This is a genomic window from Novosphingobium umbonatum (genome assembly GCF_004005905.1).
Lineage (GTDB): Bacteria > Pseudomonadota > Alphaproteobacteria > Sphingomonadales > Sphingomonadaceae > Novosphingobium > Novosphingobium umbonatum.
The window spans coordinates 234,103-257,316 of record NZ_SACO01000005.1 but is presented as its reverse complement, the minus strand read 5'-3'; the positions used below and the strand labels follow the sequence as shown (position 1 = coordinate 257,316).

Sequence of the window (23,214 nt, the reverse complement as noted above, 5' to 3'; positions counted from 1 at the left end):
GGCAATGACAGCTTCCGCTTCAGGGCCAGTTCCGCCACCCCAAAATCCAGAAAGGTATAAACCCAAAGCTTGACCTTGACCGCCATGGGCAGCACATAACCCATACCCACCCGGGTCAATTCTCAATGAAAATCCCGGGTCAATTCTCAGCGCAACTCAACAGTCATAAAATTGGTCATAACTCCGGCGCCGATCTCCCGCGAATTGACGCGGTCTAGCGCGGACTGAAAAAAGTTGGTGACACAGCAAAAACCCGCAGAAATCTGCGGGCTTAGCTGTTCAAATCGGTTCGAGATAAATCGCCCTGGATTAGGGATCTGGCGGAGCGGGAGGGATTCGAACCCTCGATACGCTTTTGGCGTATACTCACTTTCCAGGCGAGCGCCTTCGACCACTCGGCCACCGCTCCGCATTGCTCTGGAAGGGCGCCCCTAGCGGGAAGTTTGCGGTTACGCAAGAGGCAGTTGCAACCGAATGGACAACAAACTTGCGTGAGCGACCAAGGCTGGGCAGATTGCGGCGATGAACGGAAAATTTCTCCTCACCTCCGCACTGGTTGCCGCCGCGCTGGCCAGCGCCATGACCGCCGCCTCCACCATGGCCGCCCCGCCGCAGATCGCCCAACCCCAACAACCTGCCAAACCCCGCAGCGCGGGCGATATTGTGAAAGCCGCGCCCGCCAGCGATTGGGTGGCCATTGCGCCATCCGATCTGCTGGTGATGACTTTATCCCCCGACACACAGGGCAAGGCGCGGCAGGTGATCATCCAGCTCTTGCCACCGCCTTTTTCCCAAGGCTGGATCGGCAATATGAAAAAGCTGGCGCTGGCCCATTGGTGGGACAATGGCGCGGTCTATCGCGTGCAGGACAATTGGGTGGCGCAATTTGGCGATCCGGACGAGGATACGCCGCAAGCCAAACCCCTGCCCGCCGGTTTGGCGGTGGTGCCGGAGAGCGAGTACAAGATCCGAACCTTTGATGCGCCCGAATTCATCAACAAGGGCAAAGACCCCTACGCCTCCTTTACCGGCATAGAACGTGGCTTTCCCGTCGCCTATGATGACGACTATATTTGGCCCACCCATTGCTACGCCACCGTCGGCGTTGGCCGCAACAATTCCCCCGACACCGGCACCGGCGCGGAACTTTACGCCGTGATCGGCACGCCCCCGCGCCAGTTGGACCGCAACATCGCCGTGGTGGGCCGTGTGATCGAGGGGATCGAGCATCTGTCTTCCCTGCCCCGCGCGCCGGGCAATGGCATGTATAATGACAAAGCCAAAAACACCCCGATCCAGACCATCCGACTGGCCAGCGAATTGCCGCAGGACCAGCAACCGCGCCTGCAATATCTCTCCACCGCCAGTCAGACTTTCCGCGACTATGTCAGCGCCCGCGTGAACCGCCGCGATGCGTTCTATATCTATGCCGCCGGCAGCGCCGACATTTGCAACATACCTGTGCCGATCCGCCGCGCCCCCTGATCCGCCGATGCGGCGCATCCTGTTCGCCGCATCGTATTCATTGCGGTAATTCGTATTCAAACTTGGCAAAAACTGCGCAAGATCGCCCCGCTCAACTGGCGCAGCCCCCCATGCGCTGTTACATCGCTTGTCAATCTCCGCAGGGCATAAGCTGCTCCGCGCAATAAAATGTCAAACGCAGTGTAAACGCATTCGCAAGAACATAAGGGAACCATCCATGAGCTTCACCGCCGACCGCCTGCTGCTTTTCGGCGCCACGGGTGATCTGTCGCAGCGGATGCTGCTGCCTTCGCTCTGCGCGCTGCATGCCGATAATCTGGTGTCGGACAAGCTCAAGATCGTGGGCACCGCACGTTCGGATCTGGATGACACGGCCTTCCGCAATTTCGCTCAGGATGCGCTGAACAAGTTCCTGCCCGATTACCGCAAGGGCGCGATCGACGGCTTTTTGAAGCGCGTTTCCTATCAGGCGCTGGACGCCAACCAGACCGCCAGCTTTGCCGATCTGGCGCAAAAGGTTGGCCCGCGCGAAGATGGGCTGGCCATTTTCCTGTCCACCGCGCCCAGCCTGTTTGAACCCACCATCGCCGGCTTGCAGGCCAGCGGCCTTGCCGGTGAAACCAGCCGCATCGGTCTGGAAAAGCCGCTGGGCACCGATCTGGAAACCAGCCGCCATATCAATGACGCGGTGGGCACGGCTTTCAGCGAAGACCGCATTTTCCGCATCGACCATTATCTGGGCAAGGAAACGGTGCAGAACCTGTTGGCCTTGCGTTTTGCCAACATCATGTTCGAACCGATCTGGAATGCGCAATATATCGAGCATGTGCAGATCACCGTGGCCGAAACGGTGGGTCTGGAAGGCCGCGTCGGCTTCTATGATGGCGCAGGCGCGATGCGCGACATGTTGCAAAACCACATGCTGCAATTGCTGGCGCTGGTGGCGATGGAGCCGCCCAGCCGGTTTGACCCCGCCGCGATCCGTGGTGAAAAGACCAAGGTGCTGCGTTCGCTGCGCGCGGTTGGCCCTGCCGACACAGTGACCGGCCAATATCGCGCGGGCACCTCGGGCGGCAATCCGGTGCCCGGCTATGCCGATGAATTGGGCAAACCTTCCACCACCGAGACTTTCGTAGCGATCAAGGCGCATATCGACAATTGGCGCTGGAAGGGCGTGCCCTTCTATCTGCGCACCGGCAAGCGTCTGCCCCGCCGCGTGACCGAAATCGTGGTGCAGTTCCGCCCCGTGCCCCATTCGATGTTTGCGCAGCGCGGCGCAGTTGCCCAGCCCAACCGCCTGATCATCAGCATCCAGCCGGAGGAAAACATCACCTTCACGCTGATGGCCAAGGAGCCCGGTCTGGACCGTGGCGGCCTGCGCCTGCGCGAAGTGCCGTTGGACATCCGCATGGAGGACGCCTTCGCCGGTCCCCAGCGCCGCATCGCCTATGAACGCCTGCTGCTGGACCTGATCGAGGGCGACCAGACCCTGTTCGTCCGCCGCGACGAGGTGGAGGCGCAATGGGCATGGATCGACGGCATCCGCCAGTGCTGGGCCGAAAACCACATCACGCCCAATCCCTATTCCGCCGGAAGCTGGGGGCCGACCGCCGCCATCGCTTTGGCTGCGAAGGATAGCGTCGCCTGGCATGAGTAAGGCTGGGCATGAATAAGGCTGGGCCTGCAAAGGCCCGCCCGCCAGCACAGAAATAAAGCCGCAAGGCACCGGAGTATCCGAGAATGACCCAATTGCACCCCACCATCGCCCGCGTCACCGAGCGCGTGATCGCGCGTTCCAAGGACAGCCGCGCCGCCTATCTCGATCTGATGGCGCGCGAAGCCGATCGTCTGGGCGACCGCGCCGCCTATGGCTGCTCCAATCTGGCCCATGCCTATGCCGGTGCCGAAAATGACCAACCCACCATGGCTTTCACCAAGGCGCAGAATTTCGCGATTGTCACCGCCTATAATGACATGCTTTCGGCGCATCAGCCCTATGGCCGCTATCCCGAGGCGATGAAGCTCTATGCCCGCGAAGTGGGTGCCACGGCGCAGGTGGCAGGCGGCGTGCCCGCTATGTGCGACGGCGTGACGCAGGGCATGGACGGCATGGAGCTTTCCCTGTTCAGCCGCGATGCCATTGCCATGTCCACCGCCATTGCCATGAGCCATGCAGTGTTTGACGGCATGGCTTTGCTGGGCATTTGCGACAAGATCGTGCCGGGTCTGGTGATGGGCGCGCTGCGTTTTGGCCATTTGCCCGCCGTGTTCATCCCCAGCGGCCCGATGCCCAGCGGCATTGCCAACAAAGAAAAGCAGAAGACCCGCCAGCTTTATGCCGAAGGCAAGGTAGGCCGCGAGGAATTGCTGAAGAGCGAGATGGGTTCCTATCACTCGCCGGGCACCTGCACCTTCTTTGGCACCGCCAATTCCAACCAGATGATGATGGAAATGATGGGCCTGCAATTGCCCGGTTCCAGCTTTGTCAGCCCCAACACGCCTTTGCGCAGCGCGCTGACCCGCGCCGCTGTGCATCGTCTGGCGCAAATCAGCCGCAAGGGCAGCGATCCGCGCCCGATGGCACAGGTGGTGGATGAAAAGGCGATCCTCAACGCCTGCATCGGCCTGCTGGCCACCGGCGGCAGCACCAATCATGCCATCCACCTTCCCGCCATGGCCCGCGCGGCCGGTATCCAGCTCGATTGGCAGGATCTGGACGATCTGTCCTCGGCCGTGCCGCTGATCGCCCGCGTCTATCCCAATGGCAGCGGCGACGTGAACCATTTCCACGCAGCGGGCGGCATGGGCTATGTCATCCGTGAACTGGTGGGTGCAGGCCTTGCCCATGGCGACATCCTGACCATCGCGGATGGTGGCATGGAGGCCTATGGCACCGAACCCTTTCTCGACGGCAGCGATCTGGTGTTCCGCGCCGCGCCTGCCCAATCGGGCGACCCCGAAATGCTGCGCCCTGCCAGCGATCCGTTCCAGCCCGATGGCGGCATGCGTCTGGTCAAGGGCAATCTGGGCCGCGCCACCTTCAAGACCAGCGCGGTGGACAAGGAGCGCTGGACCATCGAAGCCCCTGCCCGCGTGTTCGACAGTCAGGAAGCGGTGCAGGCCGCGTTCAAGGCGGGCGAGCTGAACCGCGATGTCGTCGTGGTCGTGCGTTTCCAGGGCCCCCGCGCCAATGGTATGCCAGAACTCCACAAGCTGACCCCGCCTCTGGGCATTTTGCAGGACAAGGGCTTCAAGGTCGCGCTGGTCACCGATGGCCGCATGTCGGGCGCATCGGGCAAGGTGCCCGCCGCGATCCACGCCACGCCCGAGGCCCTGTCTGACGCCGCTGGCACCCCCGGCCCGCTGGCGCTGGTGCAGGACGGCGATGTGATCCGGCTTTGTGCCCATACCGGCACGCTGGAAGTTCTGGCCGATCTGTCGGGCCGCACGCCTGCCCCCGCGCCTGCCCCCGCGATGGGCATGGGCCGCGAACTTTTCGCCATCATGCGCGCAGGCGCCGATGGCGCGGAAAAGGGCGGTTCGGCCATGCTGGCGCTGGGCGGATTGTAAGGCTAAAGACGATACTGAAATCTTTGGGGGAATCGATGAATATCGTCGCTGTTGACATTGGCGGGACCAATGCACGCTTTGCCATTGCCACATTGGAAGACGGCCAGATCACGCTGAGCGATCCGGTCATCCTGTCGTCGAAAGACCATGCCAATTTCGAAACGGCATGGGATCATTTCGCCGAAATCCATGGCCAGCGCAGCGATGTGCCCCTGCCCAAGGATGCGGCATTGGCCTTGGCCGCACCGGTGGACGGGGAAACGATCCGTTTCGCCAATATCCATTGGGTGATCCAGCCCGCAGCCTTGGGTGAACGTCTGGGCATTGAACGCCTCACGCTCATCAATGACTTTGGCGCGATGGGCCATGCCGCCGCCACGGTGGGGCCGGAGTTTTTCACCCATATCGCAGGGCCTGAACAGGCTTTTGCCCCCAAGGGTACTCTGTCGATCGTCGGCCCGGGCACCGGCCTTGGCATCGCCCATGTGTGGCGCGACGGCAAAGGCTTTTACAATGTGCAGTCCACCGAGGGCGGGCATATCGATTTCGCCCCCGTGGACGCGATTGACGATGCCATTCTGGCCCGCCTGCGCAAGCGTCACCGCCGCGTTTCGGTGGAACGCGTGGTGTCGGGCGAGGCCATTGTCGATGTTTACGAAACGCTGGCCGCGCTGGAAGAGCGCGCCATTGTGCCGGTCGATGCCAAGACCATCTGGCAATTGGCCGATGCGGGCGAGGATGCTTTGGCCGTGGCTGCGGCAGAACGTTTCTGCCTCTCGCTGGGTTCGGCGGCCGGCGACTATGCGCTGGCGCATGGTTCCTGCGGCGTGGTTCTGGCCGGTGGCGTAGGCCAGCGTCAGGCAGGCCGCATCATCGCATCGGGTTTCCACAGCCGTTTTACCGCCAAGGGGCGGTTTGAAAATCTGATGGGCACCATTCCGGTCAAGCTCATCACCCATCCCCAGCCGGGCTTGCTCGGCGCTGCTGCCGCCTTTCAAAAGGAACATGGCCAATGACCGCTACCCCCGCCTCTGCCAAGATTGACGCTATCATGCGCACCGCGCCGGTTATTCCGGTGCTGGTGATCGACGATCTGGCCCATGCCCTGCCGATTGCCGAAGCTTTGGTGGCCGGTGGCCTCAACGTGCTGGAAGTGACCCTGCGCACCCCTTGCGCGCTGGACGCGATCAAGGTGATGCGCCAAGTTCCCGGCGCGATTGTCGGCGCTGGCACTGTGCTGAACCCCGATGATCTGGCCGCGGCGATTGACGCGGGCAGCGAATTCATCGTCTCCCCCGGCCTGACCGCGCGTCTGGGTGAAGCGGCGATCAAGGCCGACATCCCCTTCCTGCCCGGCACCGCCAATGGCGGCGATATCATGCTGGGTCTGGATCTGGGCCTCAACCGCTTCAAATTCTTCCCCGCCGAAGCCAGCGGTGGCGTCAATGCGCTTAAGGCCATTGCCGGCCCCTTCGGCAATGTGCGCTTCTGCCCCACGGGCGGCATCACGCCTGCCACGGCGCCGGGCTATCTGGGCCTTGAAGCCGTGCTTTGCGTCGGCGGTAGCTGGATGGTTGGTAAGGGCACGCCCGATGTTGCCGCCATTACCGCCGCTGCGGCACAGGCTGCGGCCCTGCGCGGATAAGAACCTACTATTGCCCTGCCCGCGCTAGCCATCGGCGCGGGCAGGTTTCCCCCCCAAAGCTTGCCGGCCTGCCCAACCTTCTACCCGCTCCGAAAGGCCGCGAACATTCGTTTGTGCAGTTGCACAATGGGTTTCCCCTTGGGCGGAATTTGGCCTAATCTGCGCATCAAACAGATAAGGGTTGCCAGATGGGAGACAGGCCCAAGCCGCGCACCCTAAGGATTCAGGGAGTGTTCCAAAGATGAGCGAAATTGCTGCCCTTAGCCAGCGTCTGCAAGACCTGCATACCACCACCGAAGAAACGCCTCTGTTCAACCCCGTGTTTCAGCTGGCGCTGGAATTGTCGCGCCGGTTGGAAAGCGGCGATCTCAGCCTGAACAAGGTCGAGGCCATGGTGGCCGAGCTGGAATGCGAAGGGCTGCAAGCCCGCGCCCGCCGGTTGCACCGCCTGCTGGAACCCACCGCGCCCGACGCCAATCTGGCCCGCGTAAAGGCCTTGGCCGAAAGCGGCGATTTTGCCAGCTTTGCCGCCAAATGGGCGCGCCCTGCCGCGCATATCGTGTTTACCGCGCACCCCACCTTCCTGCTCAACCGCGCGCAAAGCGCCACCGTGGCCCATGCCGCCACCGCAGGCGATTTTGGCGCCGCCACCTGCGCCGCCAGTGCCACGCGTGACACGATCACGCTGGATACCGAGCATGATGCCGCCTTGGCCGCTCTGACCCGTGGGCAGGCCGCGCGCAATGCCATCACCGCCGCCCTGTTCCAGACCGCGCGCCACCGCTGGCCCACGCAATGGCGCAGCCTGAAGCCGCTGCCCATCCGCTTTGCCAGCTGGGTCGGTTATGACATGGATGGCCGCACCGACATTGGCTGGCACACCTGCATCCGCTATCGCCTTTCGGAAAAGGCGCAGCGTCTGGCCGCCTATGCCGCGCAACTGGCCGAGGCCGCGCCCGACATTGCCACCCGCCTGATCGCCGCGCAGGAACGCGCCGAGGAAATGGCGGCGCTGTTTGCCAATGATCTGAAGGACCCCACCGCGCTTTCCGCCGCAGCCAATACGCTGACGGCGGACCATCCGGCCAAGCTGACCAGCCTGACCGGCATCATCGCCGAGCTGGAAGCCTTGGCCGACAAGGCTGATGATGACACCGCCGAAGTGTTGCTGACCGCCGCCTCGGCCATGCGCGCCGATGGTCTGGGCATGGGTTGGGTGCATTTCCGCGTGAACAGCAGCCAGCTGCAAAACGCCATCCGCCGCCGTATCGATCCCGATGGCCGCCTCGATCTGGCCAGTCAGGCCGCGCTGATGAAAATGCGCGAACTGCTGGCCAATGCCAAGGTTTTGCGTAGCAATTTCGCGGCACTCGCCATCGAGAACAGCACCGCTGTACGCCTGTTCCTGACCATGGCGCAGATCCTGCACCATATTGATGCCGATACGCCGATCCGCATGCTGGTGGCCGAATGCGAACAGCCCACCACCATGCTGGCCGCGCTTTATTTCGCCAAACTGTTCGGCATCGAGGACAAGGTGGATGTGTCGCCTTTGTTCGAAACCGAAACCGCGCTGGAACATGGCGGGCGCTTCCTTGACGCGCTGCTGGCCGAACCGGCCTATCGCGCCTATGCCCGTGGCCGTGGCCGCGTGGCGATCCAGACCGGCTTTTCCGACGCTGGCCGCTTTGTGGGGCAGATCCCCGCCGCGCTGGCCATCGAGCGTTTGCAGGGCCGTCTGGCGCAGGCGATGCAGGCCAACGAGCTGTCCGATGTCTCAGCATTGATCTTCAACACCCATGGCGAAAGCATGGGCCGCGGCGCGCATCCGGCCAGCCTGTCCGACCGTCTGGCATGGCCGCTCAGCCCATGGGCGCGCCGCCGTTTTGTGCGTTCGGGCATCCGTCTGGAGCCGGAAGTGTCGTTTCAGGGCGGCGATGGCTATCTGTTCTTTGGCAGCGATGAACTGGCTCTGGCCACGCTCACCCGCTTTATCGAACTGGCCCCTGCCGAAACCGATCCCTATGCGCCGACCGATCCGTTCTATCGCCGCACCGACCTCAGCCTCGACTTTTACCGCGCGATCCGCCGCGTGCAGCAGGATCACTTGTCCAGCGGCACCTATAGCCGTGCGGTCACCGCCTTTGGCCTTGGCCTGTTGAACGATACGGGCAGCCGCAAGAGCCGCCGCCAAAGCGACATTGCCGCCGACCGCACGATGAGCCTGCGCCAGATCCGCGCGATCCCGCATAATTCGGTGCTGCAACAACTGGGCTATCCGGTGAATATCATCGCCGGTGCGGGCAGCGCGGCTGAGGGCAATTACGAGGAAGTGGCCGCCCTGCTGCGCTCGTCCGAACGCGGTCGCCAGATCGTGCGCCTGATCCGCGCCGCCAATGCACTGGCCAGCATCAAGACGCTGACCGCCTTTGGCGAATTGTTCAACAGCGCCTATTGGGCGAGCCGCCCCTATCGCGGGCATGAGGAGCATATTTCGGACGGCTGCCTTGCTCTGGCCGAATATCTGACCGGAGACGATCGTGCAGGCGTGTTCCGCCGCCTGTCCACGCGCCTGCGGGTCGATGCGTTGAAGCTGCACCGCCTGCTCTCGCTGATCCCTGACGAGGCCCCCCTGCCCGACCGCGAGCATACGCGCCGGATGATCGGCGTGTTGCAGGCTTTGCGTCTGGCGCTGTTCCAGCATATGTTCCTGCGCGTGGTGATGGTGCCGCAATTCAGCCGCGCCAATGATATTGCGCGTGAAGACGTGCTGGAAATGGTGTTCAGCCTGCGGGTGGAAGAAGCCTTGGCCCAATTGCGCCGCGCCTTCCCCACCAGCTTCCCCAGCCTTGACGATTTCGATGTGGAAGAACCGGCCGATTATCCGGACGAAGCCGCCAATGGCTATGCCGCCATCCGCCGCGACTATATCGAGCCGATCGAGCGTGCCTATGGTCTGGCCCTGCGCATTGGCACCAGCATTGCCAATGAATTTGGCGCCCATGGCTAAGGGTTGCAACAAAGAGTAATCGGAAGGGGGCGGCCTGCATGGGCGGCCCCCTTTTCATATCTGCGGCGGTAAACGTCCCGCTCTGGCACATGGCCGCATGGTCACTGGTCAAAAGGCGGCATTTGATCCAAATACAGCCCTCACGCATAGCAGGATCGAGAGGCGCCCAAATGGGGCAAGCGCATAATCCCACCACATCGCAAAGGCCCAATGGCTTCCTGTCTGTGCTGATTGGCATAGGGCTAGTGGTGATCGCTGGCCTTGGGCTGGTCTATTGGGACGAGCGCAAGGGCACCGCCCATGTCAACGAACAGCCGCCCGCCACAGTGCAAAGCGCTATGCCCGAAGCGCTACCTCCTGTAGAGCAAACCGACGCGCCCACTCCAATGGCGGACAAGAGTGTCCCGCTGGTGGCCGATGCGCCAAAGCCTGCCGCCAAACCCGAAGCTTTGGTCATCCGGCGCATTCTGCCGATCAAAAGCCCGATCCGCTATGGCGACTGGATGTGGGATGAAAAAGGCGTGCCTGCGGGCGTTTTGATCGTGACAGTGGATCTTGAGGCCCGCGTGCTCTCCGTATTCCGCGACGGCTATGAGATCGGCGCGGCGGCGGTGCTGCTGGGCACGCAGGAAAAGCCCACGCCCTTGGGGGTGTTTCCCATCACCCAAAAGGATGAGCACCACATTTCCAATCTCTATAACGCGCCGATGCCCTATATGATGCGGCTCACCAATGATGGCGTGTCGATCCACGGCTCCAATGTGCGCAATGGCTATGCCAGCCATGGCTGCATCGGCGTGCCCAAGGCCTTTGCGCAAAAGCTGTTCGCCCGCGCCAAGCTGGGCGACAGGGTGATCATCACCCGAGGCAAACAGGCCGGATTGGGCGCGAAGCTTTAAATAGCTCGCCGTTTAGGCGCGCGGCTGAAGGCCCAGCCACCGGGCATGGGCCGCGCCATCACATCGCCCAACATCGCCGGTTGGCGCGCAAGCAAACTGTCAAACAGCCGCGCCACGGCGCTGCCACGCGGGGCGCTGCCGTCGATCTCTTCCACAATCCGCGCCACCACGCGCAGCGCAATCGCGCGCGGTGCGGCGGGGCGATAGGTCATGCCCAGCCCCTCGCGCTGCACACGGGCGCCATATTCGCGCTCGGCGGCCCATTCCAGCGCGGTATCCGCCTCTGCCAGATATTGCGCGCTGGCGGCCAGAGCATGGACATCCAGCCAATCGACTTGCGCCAAAGCCTGACGCATCCGCACGCGGTCATAGGCCTGATTGCGGTTCGACGGATCGTCGGCGGGTTCCAAACCTGCCTGCGCCACCACATCGGCCAGTTCCGCCTTGCGCCAGCCCAGCAAGGGCCGGATCAGCAATTGCGCATCGCCCTCGGCAGGCACAAAGCCGCGTTCGCGCACACCGGCCAGCCCCGCCACGCCGCTGGCGCGGTTCAGCCGCATCAGCAAGGTTTCGGCCTGATCATCGGCGTGATGGGCGGTGGCCAGCGCCGCGACTTCGCGGCGACGCATCCATTCCGAAAGCGCGCCATAGCGGGCCTCTCGCGCCTGACTTTGCACATTGCCTTCCGCCACGGTGATGGTCAGCACCTCATGCGCAATGCCGCGTTCAGCACAGATCCGCGCCACTTGCACCGCCTCGCCCGCGCTCTCGGCGCGCAGTCCGTGATCCACCGTCGCCGCGCAAACCGCATCGGGCCGCGCCGCATGGGCTAGCAACAGCAAAGCCAGCGAATCCGGCCCGCCCGATACGGCTATGCCCAGCCTTAGGGCCGGATCGCGCCCACCCTCCGGCCAGACTTTCGCCAGATCCGCGGCAAAACGCTCCTGTGTCAGTTGCACTTCACCGACTTGCGCGTGGCGTCATATTGCGCCTTCAAACGGCCCGCCGCTTCCACCGCATAGCCATCGGCAAATTCGGCAATCGCGATACAGGCGCGGTTGGTATCCTTCATCTCGATCATGGCCGCCGCCAGATTGAGCAGGCTGTCGGCAGCGCGCTCGCCCTTCTTGTTGGCCTGATAATTCTGCAGGAACCAGGTGGCGGCCTCACGCGGCTTGCCATCGTCCAGATAGGCGCGGCCAATCAGGTTGCGGGCGCGGCTGACGCTCTTATGCTTGGGATTGGCTTCCAGATAGAGCTTCAGCTGCTGCTCGGCCTCGGGATAGAATTTGGCCTCATACAGCTTGAAGCCATAGGAATAATCATCTTCGGCCGGATCGCTGGTCTGCGGCTTTACGATGCCCTTCACCGCCGCCACGCGCGAGGCTGGCGGCTTGGCATTGGCGACCGGCGCGGGTTCGGCTTTGGCCGCTTCGACCTTGGCAGGCTTGGTCACTACCGGCTTGGGGGCGGGCTGAGGCGCAGGCTGCACAGCAACCGGCTTGGGCGCGGGAGGCGCTGCGACAGTTTGTGCAGGAACCGGAACCGGTGCATTGCTGGGCCCATTGGCAGGCGCAACGGCCATGCCACCATCGGCGGTCGGCACCAAGGTTTCGGCCGCTTCCGCCTTGGGCGCGGTCAATTGCGTCAGGCGGTGGTTCAAATCCTCCACCTGCGCGGTCAGGCGCGCATTCTGGGCCTCCACCGCTTCCAGACGCATCAACACATCGGTCAAGGCGCTGGCGGTGGGCGCGGGCGTGACCACCACGGGGGCGGGCGGTTCCTGCGGGAACATTTTCGGGTCCGCGCCGGGGAAGACCTTGCGCTGCACGGCGCGCAATTCGCCCTCGATCTTGCGCAGGCGGGCCTCGGGATTGGGCGCGGCTTCCTGCGCCACGGCGGGCGAAACCAACAGGCTGGCCACGGGCAGATCCATGCCCTGCGCCATCAGCGCCAACAACGCTCCACCGGCCCACAGCTTGCCGGTGTTAAGGCGCAAACGCTGCAAACGTGTCATCTCATCATGCTCCCATGGCTTTAAACAGGCAGCCCCCTGCCCCCGACTGATGCCGAAAGCGGGGCGCGCTGTCGAGGCCAGCTTATTGCGAAACGGTGGAAGGATTGCTGGCTGCGGTGGCCTGCGGCGCGGGGACGCTATCGCCAGCGGCTGTGCTGCGGCGCGGACGGGGGAAAGGCTTGCGCACCACGGGCTTTGTCACTGCCGCCTCTGTGGCCGCCGCGCTGGCGCTTTCGGTGGGCGCAGGGGTCGCGGCACGGGCCAACAAAGCCTCAGCGCTGACCGGCACATCCTTGACCGTCTTTTGCTTCTCGGCAATCTTGGGCACGGCCTGCCCGCCAATGGTAATCGACAAAGCCTCGGGGCGGCCGGTCCACAATTGCGGATTTTCCACGCCCTCGGGCAATGTGTAGGTCTCGCCCTTGGCCATCAGCTTCTGCAGCAATTGCTGCCCCTTGCCGTCATAGAATTTGACCCACAGCTTGTCGTCCTCGGCGGTAAACACCACGGGGCCGCTCGGCTGCGCGCTGGCCTCGGCGCTGGGGGCCTCGCTGGGTTCCGCACTGGGCGCGGCCACAGGGGCTACGCTAGGCGTTTCGCTGGGCAGCAAGGATGGCAGGCCCACCGCAGGGCTGCTGGTGTTCTGCCACCAGACATAGCCGCCCACGCCCGCCACAGCCACAGCCAGCGCCGCCGCCCAGGCAAAGCCGGAGGAAGGCACGCGCGCCGGATCGCCGGGGGCAAAGGCTGCCTCGGTTTCGGCTTCGACTGCACCGGCCAGACGGTCCAGTTCCTTGGCGGTTTCCGCGCTGATCGCCGCAGCGTCCAGCCCGACCATATTGGCAAAAGTCTTGGCAAAGCCCAGCGCATAGGTGCGGCCCGGCAAGGCGGCCAGATCGCCTTCTTCCAGCGCCTGAAGGTGCCTTTCGCGGATGCGGCTTTGCGCCGCCAGATCGCCCAGCGACAGGCCCGCAGCCTCACGCGCGGCGCGCAGCTTGGCGCCTACGCCTTGCGGCAGTCCCGAAGTTCCTTGTTCTTGCGCACTCATGTCGTTTCTATCCGAATGCCATTATCGCCCGTCGCGGCGACAAGACTCTGTAAACCATCCCAAGTCAACCACCTAGAGCGCGGAGTTTGGGATATATGTCAATCGGCAAGCAAGCCGCGCTCGCTCGCCCAAGCGGTCATCACCTCGCGCAGATTGGCGGGCGGATTGGCCAGCCAGCCTTCCATCGCCTGGGTAATCTCGGCCAGATTGACGCGGCGCACCAATTCCTTGATCGGCGCCACGCCCGCAGGGGTGATCGACAGGCGGCGGATGCCCACGCCCAACAGCGCCAAAGCCTCCAGCGGACGCCCGCCCATTTCGCCGCAAACGGTCATCGGCACATGATATTCACGCCCCGCCGCCGACACGCGCCGGATGAAGCGCAGGATCGCGGGCGACAGCCAGTCATAACGCTCGGCCAGTTTCGGGTTGGAACGGTCCGCCGCCAACAGGAACTGGGTCAGGTCATTCGTGCCGATCGACAGGAAGGACAGCTTGGGCAGCAGAATATCCAGCACTTCGGCCAACGCGGGCACTTCCAGCATGGCGCCATATTTCACCGATTCCGGCAGGGTTTTGCCCAAGGTCTTCAAATGCGCCAATTGCGCATCGAACACCGCCTTGGCAGCATCAAACTCCCAAGGTTCCGAAATCATGGGGAACATCACGTTGAGCACGCGCCCCGCCGAAGCCTCCAGCAAGGCCCGCGCCTGCGCTTTGAGCAAACCGTCTCTCTCCAGCGCCACGCGCAAGGCGCGCCAGCCCATGGCAGGGTTTTCCTCGTGCATGTCGTCTTCATGCCGCAGGTAAGGCAGGCTCTTGTCCCCGCCAATGTCCACCGTGCGGAACACCACCGGCTTGGAACCGGCCACTTCCAGCACTTCGCGGTAAAGCCGCGTCTGGCGCTCACGACTGGGCAAGGTGGCGGCGACAAGGAACTGGAATTCGGTGCGGTACAGGCCCACCCCATCCGCGCCGGTCAGCGACAGATTGGGCATATCCTCACGCAGGCCCGCATTGATCAGCACCGAAATCCGCTCACCATCGGCGGTGACCGGCACCACATCGCGCATGGCGACATATTTGGCCTGACGTTCGCGACTCTTGGCATAGCGTTCGTCAAAACCGATCACCATGTCGCGCGTCGGGCGGGCGAAAGCCAAGCCCTGATCGGCGTCGAGCAGGATCTGGTCGCCTTCACGCACCCGCCCGCGCAGGCTTTTCACACGGCCCAGCACCGGAATGCCCATCGCCCGCGCCACGATCACCACATGCGCGGTCAGCGAGCCTTCCTCTAGGATCACCCCCTTCAGCCGGCGTTTGTCATATTCCAGCAGTTCGGCAGGCCCCAGATTGCGCGCAATCAGGATCGCGTCATTGCGCAAGCCCATGCTGGCCGCTGTGCCCAACTGGCCCGACACAATGCGCAGCAAGCGGTTGGAGAGATCCTCCAGATCATGCATGCGGTCGGCCAGCAGCGCGTCATCGATCTGGCGCATACGCATACGGGTCCGCTGCTGCACGCGCTCGATCGCGGCCTCGGCGGTCAGGCCGCTGTCGATCGCCTCATTGATGCGGCGGCTCCAGCCTTCGTCATAGGCGAACATCTTGTAGGTGGAGAGCACTTCCTCATGCTCGCCCCCGATGCCGAATTCGGCCTGACTGGCCATGCGGTCGATCTGCTCGCGCATCTTGTCAAAGGCCAGATAGACGCGCTGGCGCTCGGCCTCGGTATCCTCGGCCACGACATGTTCGATGGTGATGCGCGGTTGGTGATAGACCGCCACCCCGCTGCCCAGCCCCTTTACCAGCGTAAGGCCCGACATTTTCTCCGGCCCCGTCAGCGCGGCGGCAAGGCCAGCAGCTTCCTCCTCATCGACCAGTTCGGCATTGGCGATCAATTCCGACAGCACCATGGCCACGGTTTGCAGCGCCTCGATCTCCACCTCTTCATAACGGCGCGGATCGACATGCTGCACGCAAAGCACGCCCACCGCCCGTTCGCGCCGCACAATCGGCACGCCGGCGAAGGAGTGGAATTTATCCTCCCCCGTTTCGGGGCGATAGGAAAAGTCGGGGTGCGCCGTCGCTTCGGCCAGATTGAGCGTTTCGCTATTGGAGGCAATCGTGCCCACCAGACCTTCGCCCACGCCCATGCGGGTGACATGCACCGCCTCCTGCGCCAGACCACGGGTGGCGAACAATTCCAGCATGCCTTCACGCAGCAGATAGATCGAGCAAACCTCGCTATCGAGGCTTTCGCCGATCACATCCACCACCGTATTCAGCTTGGCCTGCGCATGGCTGCGCGATGCCATCACCTCGTGCAGGCGAGTAAGAATCTTGCGCGCGGAGGCCACCGCGCTGGAATTGGAAGTGGGGCCGATAGGTGCGCTGGTCATGGGCCCAGACCTAAGGCCAAATTGCGCTATTTGCAAACAGGCAAGGTGGGCAAAACCATGCATTCGGCGCAAATTCGGGTGCATTGGGCCAGAATTTGCCCATCTGGGCGCGATTGGAATGCTGCACCCGATCCGCGCAATATAAAAGCCCCCGACCCGCGTTTTGGACAACAGGCGCGGACCGGGGGCTGTTGATGGGAAAGGATAAGGGATCAGTGATGGGCGAGCTGGTCTCGCAAGCGCAGCTTGTGGCGCTTCAGGCTGGCGATCATGGCCAAATCAGGATGCGGGCTTTTCATTTCCTCGGCAATCCGGCGTTCAAGACCAGCGTGCTTGGTCTGCAAAGCGTTGAGATGCGATGATTCCACGAGGCGTTCTCCTTGGCTCTTATCAGCTAGAATTGCGGCCCCCGCCAGCGCGGCGCGTCCCCATCCCGATCCCAGTTGGCCCGCAATAGCGCGGACAAAGGATGCAGGGCGCGTCGTGTGGTGGGCGCCTTTGGCTTACCCCCCTTGATGCACCGACGGGCTTCACATCCCGCCACGCCGCGAAACTGTCATCAACCGCCCCTATCTCTCCTGCGAATGGGGCGAATCGAAATTTCATCCGGCGCGGATGGAAAGAACCACAAGAGCCCCGCCTTGCGAAGCCCTTTTGACGTCGATCGCCGCTGTAAAGCGACGAAGCGTTTTGCCTTGCGACAGGCTGCTAAGGGCATTTGCGGCAAATGAACCAAGTCGGGACAGTGCCACCACTTCGCCTGCAGTAAAGCTTGCGATGAGGCCCGCGCATGACTAGAGCAAGGTGCCTGTGGCAAGCATTCTAGTCTGGAGCATTCGCTGGTGACCGAGGAGGAACTGCGCAAGCGGCTGGAGATGCTGAAGGTAGAGCATCGCGATCTGGATGCGGCGATTGATGCCCTGTCCAGCGTGGCGGGCCCCAATGGCACGAGCGACCAGTTGCAGATCGCCCGCCTGAAAAAGCGCAAGCTGAAACTGAAGGACCAGATATCGCTGATCGAGGATTACCTGATTCCCGATATCATCGCCTGATGGCGGGAATTTACAACAAACCCTTGCCAAAATACTGAAATTTTGGAACTATACCGGTAACGATCCATTTCGGGACAGTCTGCTCTGGCTGCCCGATTGCGCCGCCCGCCCTTCACCCCCTAACGAATGCCGGTCATGAGCCACGCCACCACCATCAACCCGCGCATTGTCGAAGGCCTTTATTGCGAGGCGCTGGTCCTGTCGGACGAGGTGCGCGGCGCATTTGACCTGTCGGGCCGCATCGAACAAACCGGCACGGACGCCGATGCCGCGCGGATTGCCCTGTCTTGCGAGGCTTTGCGCACCACCACGCGGATGATGCATGCCATGGCATGGCTGCTCAACCACCGCGCCTATTTCATGGGCGAATTGTCGGAATTCCAGCTGCGCCGCTATGGCCGCCTAGCACCCGATTTTCCGGCGGGCGATGCGCAAAGACTGGCTCTTCTGCCCGAAAACCTGCAAAATCTGGTCAGCCATACCGAGAATTTCTACGCCCGCCTGCTCAGGCTCGACCGCAGCTGGCGCGAGCCTGCGCCAGGCGTCCATTCCGCGCTGGACCAACTGCGCGCACGCCTATCCCAAAATGTAGCCTGAGGTTTCCTAGCCGAAAGCCTCGACAAATCGCGGGCCCATCCCCATATGGGCCGCATGGAACATCCCCCGCAACCATGGCCCGTGGGCGCTGTCGAAAGGCTGGAACCGCTGGTAGGCCGCGTCTTGGCCACCAATGCCGGACCCTATACCTTCACCGGCACCCAGACCTATGTGGTCGGCGACAGCCGTGGCTTGGCGGTGATCGATCCTGGTCCGGACGATGCCGAACATATTGCCGCGCTGCTGGCCGCGATTGGCGATGCGCCGGTTCTGGCCATTGCCTGCACCCATACGCATCGCGACCATTCCCCCGCCGCCGCGCCGCTGGCCGCCGCGACCGGAGCGCCGATCATCGGCTGCGCACCGCTGACGCTGGAGGATGACGGGCCGCGCAGCGATGCCGCCTTTGACACCGACTATCAACCCGATCGCATCCTGTCCGATGGCGAGATTATCCGCCTGCCCTCGGCCACGCTGGTCGCGCTGGAAACGCCGGGGCACACGTCGAACCATCTGTGCTTTGCGCTGCTGGAAACCGGCGCCTTGTTCACCGGCGATCATGTGATGGGCTGGTCCACCACGGTGGTGTCGCCCCCCGACGGGGACATGGGCGATTATATGAACAGTCTGGAGCGCCTGCAACAGCGCGAGGACCGCGTCTATTACCCCGCCCATGGCCCGCAGGTGGACAAGCCACAGCAATTGCTGCGCGGCATGATCGGCCACCGCCGCCTGCGCGAGAAACAGATCCTGCGCCTGCTGGAGGAGGCCCCCGCCAGCATCCCCGCCATGGTCGAACAAATGTATCCCGGCCTTGATGCCAAGCTGCTGCGCGCGGCGGGGCAATCGGTGCTGGCCCATCTGCTTGATCTGGAAAGGCGGGGGATGATTGCCCGCGATGGCGAGTTATTCCTCGCCGCCTGACACCAATTTTCACTTGGGGACCGGCCCCGGCCCGCCTAGGAGGCGCGGCAAATGAAAGCCCTTGAACGGGAGCGATGCCATGACTGTCCAAACTGCAATGCCCAGCACCAAGGAAGAGCTGCTGGCCGAGATCAACCGCCTGCGGGTGGAAAAGAACGCCGTCATTCTGGCCCATTATTACCAGCGGCCCGAATTGCAGGATCTGGCCGATTTTGTGGGCGACAGTCTGGAGCTGAGCCGCAAAGCCGCCGAGACCGACGCGGATGTCATTGCCTTTTGCGGCGTGAAATTCATGGCCGAGGTGGCCAAGATCCTCTCGCCCGAAAAGACTGTGGTGCTGCCCGACCTCAACGCGGGTTGCAGCCTTGAAGACGCCTGCCCGCCCGAAAAGTTCAAGGCGTTCCGCGAAGCCCATCCCGACCATATCGCGCTGACCTATATCAACTGCTCGACCGAGGTGAAGGCTTTGTCCGACATCATCGTCACCAGTTCCAGCGCGGAAAAGATCCTGGCGCAAATCCCGCGTGACCAGAAGATCATCTTTGGCCCTGACCGCCACCTTGGCGGCTATCTGGCGCGCAAGTTCGACCGCGAAATGCTGTTGTGGCCCGGCGTGTGCATCGTGCATGAAGCTTTCAGCGAGACCGAATTGCTCAAGCTAAAGGCCCAGCATCCCGATGCGCCGATTGCCGCGCATCCCGAATGCCCGCCAACCATCGTGGACCATGCCGATTATGTCGGCTCCACCAGCGGCATTTTGAACTATGCCAAGACGATTGATGCCGACACGCTGATCGTGGCCACCGAGCCGCATATCATCCACCAGATGCAGCTGGCCATTCCCAACAAGACCTTCATCGGCGCGCCCGGTGCCGATGGCAATTGCAACTGCAACATCTGCCCCTACATGGCGCTTAACACGCTGGAAAAGCTCTATCTTTCCCTGCGCGACCTATCCCCGCGTATCGAGATCGACGAGCCTCTGCGCCTGAAGGCCAAGGAAAGCCTCGACCGTATGCTGGAGATGGCCAGTGGCACGGTGGGTCAGGGGGACCTGGGCGCGCGTTGATTTAGGATGCCTCCGGCGGGCCAAGGGACTCGTCCCTTGGCGATCCCTTTCACGGGGGTGTGTCGGAAGGCTAGGGCAAATCGTTTCAAGTGGGGGCAATGCCCCCACACCCCCGAGGTTCCAACGCAAGCCTTACGTCCAAACCATGCCGCGCAACGGCCTTAAAACATAATCACAAAGCGCTAGCGGTCACGCCCATTAATGGGATCGCAAAGGGACGAGTCCCTTTGCCTGCCAGCGGCAAACTCCCCCCCTCACTCCGCCACCGGACTCCCCGCCTCCACCGGAGCCGCCTCCTCCGCCGCCGAACTGGCCGCCGCCACGGGAGCAGCCACCACCGCCCGCGGCTGAATCGGCGCCTGAGATGTCAGCGCGTCATAGGCGATCATCGAATCGCTGACCGAACCGGGCAGGATTTGCCCCGAAGCCGTGCGCTGGTCATCGCTCTTGGCCGCTTTCTTCTCGCCACAGGCCGCCAGCAGGGCCAGAGCCGCTATCACCACCAAACGCTTCATACTTCTTTCTCCGCACTCACCGGAGGACAGGCGACATCCAGCTTCGCCAGAAACGCCTCTGCCCGTGCCAACAGCGCCTCGTCCCATTGTTGCGCCGATACGTCCAGCCCCAGCCGCGCCAGACTGGTCACGCCCTTTTCGGCAATGCCGCAAGGCACAATGCCGGAAAAATGCGACAGGTCCGGCGAGAGATTGACCGAAAACCCATGGCAGGTGACCCAGCGCCGGATGCGCACACCAATCGCGCCGATCTTGGCCTCGCTGCCGTCGACATCGCGGGTCCAGATGCCCACACCCGCCTCGCTGCGCCAGCTTTCCACGCCAAAATCGCCCAGAGTGTCGATCACCCAGCCCTCCAGCGCATGGACAAATCCGCGTACATCCCGCGCGCGCTGGCGCAAGTCCAGCAAGACATAACCGATGCGCTGCCCCGGCCCGTGATAGGTATATTTGCCCCCGCGCCCCGCTTCCACAATCTCGAAACGCTGGTCCAGCACATCGGAGATCTGCGCGCTGGTGCCTGCGGTATAGACCGGCGGATGTTCCAGCAGCCAGATCAGATCGCTGGCCTGACCAAGCCCAATCGCATCATTGCGGGCCAATTGCGCATCCAAAGCCCTGCGATAGGGCACATTTTCATAGTCGCGGCGGATTTCCACACCACCAAGGGTTTGGCTGTAGTCGAGATTCTGGGTAAGATTTGGCATGACGCGTTGCGTGGGCCATCTTGCTGCGGTTATCAAGAGGGCAAGCGTCGGGCTGAGCGAAGTTCCGGTGCGGCATGGAAGGATTGCGATTTTATGAAACGGGCCATCAAGCTGGACAGCAATCAGGCATGGCGCGAGGCCGCCGCCTTGGTCATGGCCAATCGCGAATTGCTGCTGACGCTGGCAGGCGTGTTCTTTCTGGTGCCGCGTCTGGCCTTTGCGCTGTTCATGAACGAACCGCCCAAGCCCAGCGCTTCGGATCCGGTGGCCATGGCGCAGGCGATGGAGGATTATTATCTGGCCACCCTGCCCTTCCTGCTGCCCATGCTGGTGATGCAGGCGGTGGGGACCTTGGGCATGTTGGGCCTGATGGGGGATCGCGGCGCGCCGACCGTGGGGCAGGCATTGATGCAGGGCGTCAAGGGCGGGGCGACCTATATCGCGGCGCAGATCATCATGGTCGTGCTGCTGTCCGTTCTGGGCGGCACGGTCATCGGCTTGGCCAGCATCAGCGGCCAGCAAGGCATCCTGTTGGCGGCGGTGGCGCTGGTGGTGGTCGGCCTGTTCTATCTCTATCTGCGCACAACATTGACCGCGCCGGTCATCGCGGTGGAACGCCAGCGCAACCCTTGGGCGGCCCTGCGTCAATCATGGCGGTTGACCAAGGGCAATGTCGGGCGGTTGCTGGGCTTTATGGGCATGGCGGCGCTGCTGGCGGTGGTGGCGATTTACGCGGGCATCTCGATCAGCGGCGTCATTGGCGGGTTGCTGGGCGGGCCGCAGGCAGCCCATATTACAGCGGCCGTGGTCAGTTCGCTGCTGACGGCGGTGGCGGCGGTCTATCTCTGCGCCATGCTGACGGCCTGCTATCACCAATTGTCGGGCGAAACTGCCGAAACGCCGCGCGGCGTCTGGTAAGGCGCATAAAAAAGGGGGCGTTTACCGCGCCCCCTTCTTGTGAACTCAAATCGGTGAACTCAATCCTCGTCCTTCCAGCCCCAGAACAGGAAGCATGGCGGGACGTTGATCCACTCCAGCCCCTTGTCGATCCGCTTGAAGAACTGGGCCATGAAATCGCCCGCACGCGGGGTGAATTGATAGACAAGGAAAGCCCCGCCCTTGCGCAGCACGCGATAGGTGGCGCTGGCAATCGCAGGCCCCACACCGGGCGGCAGGGTGGAAAAGGGCAGGCCCGAAATGATGTAATCAGCCTTTTCATGCCCATGGGCGCGGATGATCTCTTCGACATCGGCCGCCGAACCATTAACCGCGATAAAGCGGCTGTCAGTGATGGTTTTCTGCAAATAATCGATGAAATCGGGATTGAGGTCGATCACCAGCAAAGTGCCGTCGCGGCTAAGGCGATCCAGAACGGGCTGACAAAACGTACCTACGCCCGGACCATATTCCACGAAAAGCTTGGTATTGTCCCAATCCACCGCAGACAACACGCGGTTGATCGTAAAGCGCGAGGAAGGCACGATCGAGCCGACCATCACCGGATTTTTCAGGAAACCCTGCAGAAACACACCCCATGGGCCCAAGGCGTGGCGAACACGCTGTTTCAAGCGGTAGAAAGGCGCCTCTTTCGCAAACTCGCTCGACATACGCCTGTATATTCCCCGTCCAATTTGTAACTTTACCGTAGCATTGGTTTGCAAAACCTTTGCCTCTTGGCAAGCAGGAAGCGTCAAGCCTGCGTCCAAGCTTGGGACCCGCGTCCCGCAATTCGGTGGATAAGTGCTCAGCCCTGAACCGGCGCTTTACCTGCCGCGGACTGCTGTTCTTCGCCGCGCTGGATTCGCGCAGCCTGCAAAACTGCCTGCACCAGACGCGGGGTAACCCCGCATCGGCATATATTGGTCAGGCTGGCACGAATCTGTTCCGCCGAGGGCGCAGGATTACTGGCCAACAGCGCCGCCGCCGCCATCACGATCCCGCTGGTGCAAAATCCGCATTGGATCGCGCCTTGCGCCACCATGGCCTGCTGCACAGGGTGGGACCGGTCGCGGCTCAGCCCTTCGATGGTGGTCACCATGCCGCCTTCCACCTGCGCTAAGGTGATCTGGCAAGAGGCCTGCGCCTTGCCATCCACCCAGACGATGCAGGCCCCGCATTCCCCGCTGCCACAACCATATTTGGTGCCGGTCAGATTGGCCGCATCGCGCAAGGCCCATAGCAAGGGGGTTTGCGGGTCCATCGCAAAGGAGAGCGGACGGCCATTGACAGTGAGCGCGGTCATGCCCGCTCCATGCCCTGTGCCGACCGCCCCCG

General features: G+C 62.8%; 21 protein-coding genes and 1 tRNA gene. 12 read left to right on the top strand and 10 right to left on the bottom strand.

The annotated features are described in order from the left end of the window. Window positions 1–318 precede the first annotated feature (318 nt). Window positions 319–409 (bottom strand) — tRNA-Ser (locus EOE18_RS09300). Window positions 410–522: 113 nt separating this feature from the next. Here EOE18_RS09300 and EOE18_RS09295 point away from each other — a divergent pair. The 7 genes from EOE18_RS09295 (at window position 523) to EOE18_RS09265 (ending at window position 10,609) form a co-directional block, all read left to right on the top strand. Further along, window positions 523–1,485: a peptidylprolyl isomerase gene (locus tag EOE18_RS09295; RefSeq protein ID WP_246027353.1), complete on the top strand. Its 963-nt coding sequence runs from the start codon at window positions 523–525 to the stop codon at window positions 1,483–1,485. A 217-nt stretch (window positions 1,486–1,702) separates the two neighbouring features. Continuing rightward, the gene (gene zwf, locus EOE18_RS09290; RefSeq protein WP_127708722.1) at window positions 1,703–3,142 is read left to right on the top strand and encodes a glucose-6-phosphate dehydrogenase; all 1,440 of its coding nucleotides are present in this window, start codon (window positions 1,703–1,705) and stop codon (window positions 3,140–3,142) included. An 83-nt stretch (window positions 3,143–3,225) separates the two neighbouring features. Continuing rightward, window positions 3,226–5,055, top strand: coding sequence for a phosphogluconate dehydratase (gene edd / locus EOE18_RS09285; protein ID WP_127708719.1), 1,830 nt, complete (start codon window positions 3,226–3,228; stop codon window positions 5,053–5,055). A 35-nt stretch (window positions 5,056–5,090) separates the two neighbouring features. Continuing rightward, the gene (locus EOE18_RS09280; protein ID WP_127708716.1) at window positions 5,091–6,071 is read left to right on the top strand and encodes a glucokinase; all 981 of its coding nucleotides are present in this window, start codon (window positions 5,091–5,093) and stop codon (window positions 6,069–6,071) included. Further along, window positions 6,068–6,700, top strand: a complete 633-nt coding sequence (eda, locus tag EOE18_RS09275) for a bifunctional 4-hydroxy-2-oxoglutarate aldolase/2-dehydro-3-deoxy-phosphogluconate aldolase (protein WP_127708713.1) — start codon at window positions 6,068–6,070, stop codon at window positions 6,698–6,700. Before EOE18_RS09280 ends, eda begins: the two co-directional genes overlap by 4 nt. 241 nt (window positions 6,701–6,941) lie before the next feature. Then, window positions 6,942–9,710 (top strand): phosphoenolpyruvate carboxylase, encoded by a 2,769-nt coding sequence (locus EOE18_RS09270; RefSeq protein ID WP_127708710.1) that lies wholly within the window; start codon window positions 6,942–6,944, stop codon window positions 9,708–9,710. 170 nt (window positions 9,711–9,880) lie between these two features. Further along, window positions 9,881–10,609: a L,D-transpeptidase family protein gene (locus EOE18_RS09265; protein WP_127708707.1), complete on the top strand. Its 729-nt coding sequence runs from the start codon at window positions 9,881–9,883 to the stop codon at window positions 10,607–10,609. Here the strand turns inward: EOE18_RS09265 and tilS are convergent. The 5 genes from tilS to EOE18_RS09240 form a co-directional block, all read right to left on the bottom strand. Further along, entirely contained in the window at window positions 10,606–11,568 is a 963-nt protein-coding gene (gene tilS / locus EOE18_RS09260; protein ID WP_246027352.1) for a tRNA lysidine(34) synthetase TilS, read from the bottom strand. The genes EOE18_RS09265 and tilS overlap by 4 nt on opposite strands. Continuing rightward, a complete protein-coding gene (locus EOE18_RS09255; protein WP_246027351.1) occupies window positions 11,559–12,626 on the bottom strand; it encodes a hypothetical protein in 1,068 nt (355 codons plus the stop codon). The genes tilS and EOE18_RS09255 overlap by 10 nt, the downstream gene beginning before the upstream one ends. Window positions 12,627–12,708: 82 nt before the next feature. After that, a complete protein-coding gene (locus EOE18_RS09250; RefSeq protein WP_127708704.1) occupies window positions 12,709–13,674 on the bottom strand; it encodes a helix-turn-helix domain-containing protein in 966 nt (321 codons plus the stop codon). Window positions 13,675–13,772: 98 nt separating this feature from the next. After that, window positions 13,773–16,076 carry a phosphoenolpyruvate--protein phosphotransferase gene (gene ptsP / locus EOE18_RS09245; RefSeq protein WP_127708701.1) on the bottom strand — a complete coding sequence of 768 codons (2,304 nt, stop codon included), beginning with the start codon at window positions 16,074–16,076 and terminating at the stop codon, window positions 13,773–13,775. 212 nt (window positions 16,077–16,288) lie between these two features. Beyond that, window positions 16,289–16,444 (bottom strand): YdcH family protein, encoded by a 156-nt coding sequence (locus EOE18_RS09240; RefSeq protein WP_127708699.1) that lies wholly within the window; start codon window positions 16,442–16,444, stop codon window positions 16,289–16,291. A 474-nt stretch (window positions 16,445–16,918) separates the two neighbouring features. On the opposite strand from EOE18_RS09240, the gene EOE18_RS09235 reads away from it, so the two are divergent. From EOE18_RS09235 to nadA, 4 genes are all read left to right on the top strand, one after another. Continuing rightward, a complete protein-coding gene (locus EOE18_RS09235) occupies window positions 16,919–17,128 on the top strand; it encodes a YdcH family protein (protein WP_127708695.1) in 210 nt (69 codons plus the stop codon). Window positions 17,129–17,263: 135 nt separating this feature from the next. After that, a complete protein-coding gene (locus EOE18_RS09230) occupies window positions 17,264–17,725 on the top strand; it encodes a DUF1465 family protein (protein WP_127708692.1) in 462 nt (153 codons plus the stop codon). A 45-nt stretch (window positions 17,726–17,770) separates the two neighbouring features. Continuing rightward, window positions 17,771–18,649: an MBL fold metallo-hydrolase gene (locus EOE18_RS09225; RefSeq protein WP_127708690.1), complete on the top strand. Its 879-nt coding sequence runs from the start codon at window positions 17,771–17,773 to the stop codon at window positions 18,647–18,649. 79 nt (window positions 18,650–18,728) lie between these two features. Beyond that, window positions 18,729–19,718 carry a quinolinate synthase NadA gene (nadA, locus tag EOE18_RS09220; RefSeq protein WP_127708687.1) on the top strand — a complete coding sequence of 330 codons (990 nt, stop codon included), beginning with the start codon at window positions 18,729–18,731 and terminating at the stop codon, window positions 19,716–19,718. A 254-nt stretch (window positions 19,719–19,972) separates the two neighbouring features. On the opposite strand, the gene EOE18_RS09215 is transcribed toward nadA, so the two are convergent. Both EOE18_RS09215 and lipB read right to left on the bottom strand, forming a co-directional pair. After that, window positions 19,973–20,233 (bottom strand): hypothetical protein, encoded by a 261-nt coding sequence (locus EOE18_RS09215; RefSeq protein ID WP_127708684.1) that lies wholly within the window; start codon window positions 20,231–20,233, stop codon window positions 19,973–19,975. Continuing rightward, window positions 20,230–20,940 (bottom strand): lipoyl(octanoyl) transferase LipB, encoded by a 711-nt coding sequence (gene lipB / locus EOE18_RS09210; protein ID WP_127708681.1) that lies wholly within the window; start codon window positions 20,938–20,940, stop codon window positions 20,230–20,232. The genes EOE18_RS09215 and lipB overlap by 4 nt, the downstream gene beginning before the upstream one ends. 93 nt (window positions 20,941–21,033) lie before the next feature. Between lipB and EOE18_RS09205 the strand changes: the two genes are divergently transcribed. After that, complete coding sequence (locus EOE18_RS09205; protein WP_127708678.1) at window positions 21,034–21,858, top strand: glycerophosphoryl diester phosphodiesterase membrane domain-containing protein; 825 nt, start codon at window positions 21,034–21,036, stop codon at window positions 21,856–21,858. Window positions 21,859–21,917: 59 nt separating this feature from the next. Here the strand turns inward: EOE18_RS09205 and EOE18_RS09200 are convergent, their stop codons facing one another. Next, complete coding sequence (locus EOE18_RS09200) at window positions 21,918–22,547, bottom strand: class I SAM-dependent methyltransferase (RefSeq protein WP_127708675.1); 630 nt, start codon at window positions 22,545–22,547, stop codon at window positions 21,918–21,920. A gap of 137 nt (window positions 22,548–22,684) precedes the next feature. After that, on the bottom strand, window positions 22,685–23,182 hold the full coding sequence (locus EOE18_RS09195) for a (2Fe-2S)-binding protein (RefSeq protein ID WP_127708673.1): 498 nt from the start codon (window positions 23,180–23,182) through the stop codon (window positions 22,685–22,687). Between the last annotated feature and the right edge of the window lie 32 nt (window positions 23,183–23,214).